General features: G+C 72.1%; 1 protein-coding gene. It reads left to right on the top strand.

Annotated elements, in window-relative coordinates; translation table 11 throughout:
• The coding region (locus CKO28_RS27755) for a sensor histidine kinase (RefSeq protein WP_200344779.1) at positions 1-851 on the top strand (851 nt) is incomplete at its 5' end.
• Positions 852-872 lie beyond the last annotated feature (21 nt).

Here is an 872-nt window from a genome sequence, read left to right as displayed (position 1 = left end):
ATATCGGCCGGGTGCGCGCGCAGGACATCCATCCGCACGAGCTGCCGGCGTTGACGCAGTTCATCGACGACGTGATCCAGCACGGCGACTGGGAGCGCGACGACATGGCCTGCCGGGCCCGCGATGGCGTGTTCGTGCCGGCGCGCGTGCGGGCGACCTACATCGAGGTGTTCGGCCGGCGGTGTGTCCTGAGCGTGATCCACGATCTGCGGACTGACCGGCTGGCCGAACTCGGGCAGGCCGTCCGGAAGGTGTCTCACGACCTGCGCAACGTGCTCGCCAACGCCGTGATGCTGGCCGAGACGCTGAGTACCCGCGACGATCCGCAGGTTCAGCGGCTTGCCCAGGGGGTCCTGACCTCGGTCGACCGCGCCATCGAGATGTGCCGGCGCAGTCTGTCGGTCGGCTCGGCCGCGGAACCCGAGCCGACACCCGAGCCGATTGCGCTCGCCGAGCTGGCCCGGGAGGTGGCGAGCGAGCTGCCGAGCCGCGACATCCGGGTGAGCGTCGACGTGCCGGCTTCGGCGACCGCACAGGCCGATCGGCAGCAGGTCCATCGCATCCTGCTCAATCTGCTGCGCAATGCCGCGGATGCCGCTGGTACCAGCCGAATCCGGATCGAGGGGGCGGTCCGCGACGACGGCTGGCGCCATCTGGACGTCATCGACGACGGCCCGGGGCTGCCGGCCGGCGCGGAGAACGTGCGGCCGTCGGAACTCGCCCGGCGGGGCGGCGGCACCGGGCTCGGGCTGCAGATCGCCGAGGAGATGGCGACCCTGAACGGGGGCCAGCTGAGCCTGGTCGACACCGGCGCGACCGGCACGCGGTTCCGGGTCTGGCTGCCCGGCTGAGACAGCCGGCGCCTCGCCGGC

It is taken from the genome of Rhodovibrio sodomensis, from assembly GCF_016583645.1.
Taxonomy (GTDB): domain Bacteria; phylum Pseudomonadota; class Alphaproteobacteria; order Kiloniellales; family Rhodovibrionaceae; genus Rhodovibrio; species Rhodovibrio sodomensis.
This window is presented reverse-complemented; position numbering and strand designations above follow the sequence as displayed.